Origin of the sequence: Methylorubrum podarium (genome assembly GCF_022179745.1) — a bacterium.
In the GTDB taxonomy this organism is placed as follows: domain Bacteria; phylum Pseudomonadota; class Alphaproteobacteria; order Rhizobiales; family Beijerinckiaceae; genus Methylobacterium; species Methylobacterium podarium.
This window is the reverse complement of the sequence record NZ_BPRD01000455.1, coordinates 1-3,930: the sequence shown is the minus strand read 5'-3', so window position 1 is coordinate 3,930 and position 3,930 is coordinate 1. Positions and strand designations below refer to the sequence as shown.

Below are 3,930 nucleotides of genomic sequence, written 5' to 3'. Positions count from 1 at the left end.
TTGAGCGTCGCCGACATCCGCCATCCCGGAGGGATCGATCAGACGTCGAATGACGGAAGCGGTTGAAACCGCCGGCTCCGCACGGGGACATCCTTGTGCCCAACTGGCCGCCCCTGCCGGTTCCGTGCTACCGCGCGCGCCAAATCTCCCGATGACGACACAGGTTACATCCATGCCGCGCGACCAGATCCGGGTCACCCGCGCCCTCCTCTCCGTCTCGGACAAGACCGGGCTCACGGATTTCGCCGCGGCGCTGAGCCGGCAGGGCGTCGAGCTGGTCTCGACCGGCGGAACCCACCGCGCGCTGACGGAAGCGGGGCTGGCGGTCCGGGAGGTGTCCGAGCTGACGCGCTTTCCCGAGATGATGGACGGCCGGGTCAAGACGCTGCATCCGGCGGTCCACGGCGGCTTGCTCGCGGTGCGCGACAACCCCGAGCATCAGGCGGCACTCGCCGCCCACGGCATCGGCGCCATCGACCTGCTCGTGGTCAACCTCTACCCGTTCGAGGAGACGTTGAAGGCCGGCAAGTCCTACGACGACTGCGTCGAGAACATCGATGTCGGCGGCCCCGCCATGATCCGCGCGGCGGCCAAGAACCATGCCGACGTCGCCGTGGTGGTCGATGTCTCGGATTACGACACGATCCTGGCCGAACTCGCGGCGCAGGACGGGCAACTCGCCGCCGCGACCCGCCGCCGGCTGGCGCAGAAGGCGTTTTCCCGCACCGCTTCCTACGACGCGGCCATCGCCAACTGGCTCGTCGAGGTCGAGGGGCGCGACGAGGCCCCGACCTTCAAGGCTCTCGGCGGCACCCTGGCCCAGAGCCTGCGCTACGGCGAGAACCCGCACCAGTCGGCCGCCTTCTACCGCCTGCCCGGCACGTTGCGCCCCGGCATCGCCACCGCCCGGCAGGTGCAGGGCAAGGAGCTGTCCTACAACAACCTCAACGACACCGACGCGGCCTACGAATGCGTCGCGGAGTTCGACCCCGCTCGGACGGCGGCGGTCGCGATCATCAAGCACGCCAACCCCTGCGGCGTGGCGGAAGGCGCGAGCCTGCTGGACGCTTACGAGCGGGCGCTCGCCTGCGACCCGACCTCGGCCTTCGGCGGCATCGTCGCCCTCAACCGCCCGCTCGACGCCGAGGCCGCGAAAAAGATCGTCGAGATCTTCACCGAGGTCATCATCGCCCCCGACGCCTCCGAGGAGGCCAGGGCCATCGTCGGCGCCAAGAAGAACCTGCGGCTCCTGCTCGCCGGCGGCCTCGCCGATCCGCGGGCGAAGGGCGAGACCATCCGCACGGTCGCGGGCGGCCTCCTCGTTCAGGGCCGGGACGCCCTGAGCGTGGACGACATGGACCTGAAGGTCGTCACCCGGCGCGCCCCGAGCGAGGGCGAACTCGCCGACATGCGCTTCGCCTATCGCGTGGCCAAGCACGTGAAGTCGAACGCCATCGTCTACGCCAAGGGCGGCGCCACGGTCGGCATCGGCGCCGGGCAGATGTCGCGGGTCGATTCCTCGATCACCGCGGCGCGCAAGGCCGCGGAGGCCGCCGCGCGCCTCGGCCTGCCGGAGAGCCTCGCCAAGGGCTCCGCGGTGGCGTCCGACGCCTTCTTCCCCTTCGCCGACGGCCTGCTCGCCGCGGCCGAAGCCGGCGCCACCGCCGTGATCCAGCCGGGCGGCTCGATGCGCGACGACGAGGTGATCCGCGCCGCCGACGAGGCGGGGCTCGCCATGGTGTTCACGGGCGTGCGCCACTTCCGGCACTGACAGCGCCTCGACGCCCCCATCCATCGTTCAGGGCTTCGATCGTCATCGCGAACGATCGCGAAGCGAACCAGCCGCGCGGCCTTTCCGGACGCGGCGGCGCCCTGGATTGCTTCGGCTTCGCCTCGCAATGACCAAGCAAGCCTTGCCAAACGCAAAAAAGCCCCGCCTCTCGGCGGGGCCTTTTCTTTATCGACTGACGAGAACCGACAGCCTCAGGCCAGGATATCCCGGTCCTTGGTCTCGGGGATGAAGATCAGGCCGATCACGAAGGTGAAGAGCGCGATCACGATCGGGTACCAGAGGCCGAAATAGATGTCGCCGGTCTGGGCCACCATGGCGAAGGCGGTGGCGGGCAGGAGGCCGCCGAACCAGCCGTTGCCGATGTGGTAGGGCAGCGACATCGAGGTGTAGCGGATCCGGGTCGGGAACAGCTCCACCAGCGCGGCGGCGATCGGGCCGTAGACCATCGTCACGTAGAGGACGAGGATCGTCAGGATGCCGACGACCGCGAGCTTCTGGCCCGTGAAGATGTCGATCGGGTTCGCGGCCTTGATCACGGTGGGGTTGGCTGTGGCGGACGGGTAGCCCGCCTCGGTCAGGGCCGCCGGCACAGCCTTGGCGAAGTTCGGGTCGGCGACGGGGAAGTCCTTCCCGTTGATGCTGACCACGGTCGGCGTGCCGGCCGGCTGGTTCTCGGTGCTGTAGTTCACGGCGGAGCGGGCGAGCAAAGCCTTGGCGATGTCGCACTCCTTGGTGAACTTGGCGGTGCCGACCGGATTGAACTGGAACGAGCACTCGTCCTTGTTCGTCTTCACCACCACCGGCACGTTCGCCTGGGCCGCGTGCAGGGCCGGGTTGGCCTGGGCGGTCAGCATGTTGAACAGCGGGAAGTAGGTGAGCGCCGCGATCAGGCAGCCGCCGAGGATGATCGGCTTGCGGCCGATCCGGTCCGAGAGGCTGCCGAAGAACAGGAAGCCGCCGGTGGCGAGGATCAGCGACCAGGCGATCATGACGTTCGCCGTGAACTGATCGACCTTCAGGATGCTCTGCAGGAAGAACAGGGCGTAGAACTGGCCGGTGTACCAGACCACGGCCTGGCCGGCGGTGAGGCCGAGCAGCGCCAGCAGGGCCCACTTGGCGTTCTTCCACTGGCCGAAGGCTTCCGAGAGCGGCGCCTTGGAGTGGGTGCCCTCCTCCTTCATCTTCTTGAAGGCCGGGCTCTCCTGCATCTGCAGGCGGATCCAGACCGAGATGGCGAGCAGCACCACCGAGACGAGGAACGGGATGCGCCAGCCCCAGACCTGGAAGGCGGTCAGGGTGGTCGTGGTGCCGTCCGCGTTGGTCACCGTGGTGGCCGGGTAGGCGCTGTTCACGTAGCCCTGCGTCGACAGGATGATGATCAGCGAAAGCAGCAGGCCCAGCGTCGCCGTCGTCTGGATGAAGGCGGTGTAGAAGCCGCGGCGCCCGGCGGGCGCGTGCTCGGCCACGTAGACCGCCGCGCCGCCGTACTCGCCGCCGAGAGCGAGGCCCTGGAGCATGCGCAGGGCGAGCAGCGTCACCGGCGCGATCCAGCCGACGTTGTAGGCCGCGAGCGTCGAGTAGGAGGGCAGCAGGCCGACCGCGAAGGTCGAGATGCCCATGATCAGGATGGTGACGAGGAAGGTGTACTTGCGCCCGACCATGTCACCGAGCCGGCCGAACACCAGGGCGCCGAACGGCCGCACGAGGAAGCCGGCGGCGAAGGCCAGCAGCGCGAAGATGTTGCGCGTCGCCTCCGGGTAGGCGGAGAAGAACTGCGCACCGATGATCGCGGCGAGCGAGCCGTAGAGATAGAAATCGTACCACTCGAAGACGGTCCCGAGCGAGGAGGCCATGATGACCTTCTTCTCGCCGGCAGTCATCGGCCTGACTGCCTCCCCGGACCGCGGTACTGCGGTTGCCCCAGCCATCTTTGTCGTTCCTCCAGTGACACGCGTGCGGGCGTCCGGTTCACCGGCTTCGACCCGCTCCATGCGCTCGGCGCATGCACACGCCTGTGTTACCGCATGCCTCAATGACGCCCAATAGGTAAATCGCTGCGAAGGATGCGTAATTGACAGAATTTGGGCTGGTGTAACGGATCAAGACCTGCGGGACGCAGAAAGGGCGCGGCCTCGACG

The 3,930-nt window shown here is 68.1% G+C and carries 2 protein-coding genes; one reads left to right on the top strand and one right to left on the bottom strand.

Translation table 11 applies throughout. The annotated features are described in order from the left end of the window. The first annotated feature begins 172 nt into the window (after positions 1-172). A complete protein-coding gene (gene purH / locus MFF42_RS20565; protein ID WP_238257408.1) occupies positions 173-1,771 on the top strand; it encodes a bifunctional phosphoribosylaminoimidazolecarboxamide formyltransferase/IMP cyclohydrolase in 1,599 nt (532 codons plus the stop codon). 212 nt (positions 1,772-1,983) lie between these two features. On the opposite strand, the gene MFF42_RS20560 is transcribed toward purH, so the two are convergent. Beyond that, entirely contained in the window at positions 1,984-3,720 is a 1,737-nt protein-coding gene (locus MFF42_RS20560) for an MFS transporter (RefSeq protein WP_238257407.1), read from the bottom strand. Between the last annotated feature and the right edge of the window lie 210 nt (positions 3,721-3,930).

What these genes read in the sequence shown, in the direction of transcription:
- MFF42_RS20560 (WP_238257407.1), bottom strand. Translation starts at nt 3,720, where the DNA reads ATGGCTGGGGCAACCGCAGTACCGCGGTCCGGGGAGGCAGTCAGGCCG.
- purH (WP_238257408.1), top strand. Translation starts at nt 173, where the DNA reads ATGCCGCGCGACCAGATCCGGGTCACCCGCGCCCTCCTCTCCGTCTCG.